We start from the raw sequence: 441 nt of genomic DNA, 5'->3' as shown, positions 1-441 counted from the left end.
GCAATCCTTTGTGCATGTACAAAGACGTCACATTGTACAATGACAACTCCCTCCCGTACGGCAGTTGCTGAGACCATTGCATCACTGATTGCCCGTAATGCCTCGGCAAATGTTTTACCTGTACAGTGTGTTTGAAACTGTGTCGGCCCACGAACAAGCCCCTGCTCTGCAACTACCTGATTTAAAGTTTTACCATTAATTAAATTATACATTCTTCTTCTCCAATTCATCTACAACAATGTCAGCAATCTCCATACAACGACGTACACGGGCACGCAGTACTCCTTCATCGGAGATACTGTACACACTCGCTGAGTGTAGGAGGGATAGTACTACTTGGTTACGTAGTTTAGTATCTACTGCTAGTACTTCCTGTGCTTGCACTATCTCTAATTGTTCTAGGATAGTATCTTCTTTCGTCTTTCTCGCCATGTCTCGTTC

At 43.8% G+C, this 441-nt stretch carries 2 protein-coding genes; both read right to left on the bottom strand.

What is annotated here, in order from left to right:
• The coding region (locus IM725_RS20575; RefSeq protein ID WP_227753993.1) for a hypothetical protein at positions 1-212 on the bottom strand (212 nt) is incomplete at its 3' end.
• A partial coding sequence (locus IM725_RS20570; protein WP_227753992.1) for a hypothetical protein occupies positions 205-441 on the bottom strand: 237 nt, incomplete at its 5' end. The genes IM725_RS20575 and IM725_RS20570, both read right to left, overlap by 8 nt.

The organism is Ramlibacter aquaticus (assembly GCF_015159745.1).
Classification (GTDB): domain Bacteria; phylum Pseudomonadota; class Gammaproteobacteria; order Burkholderiales; family Burkholderiaceae_C; genus Ramlibacter; species Ramlibacter aquaticus.
Note: the sequence above shows the minus strand (reverse complement) of the source record. Positions and strands in the feature narration are given on the sequence as shown.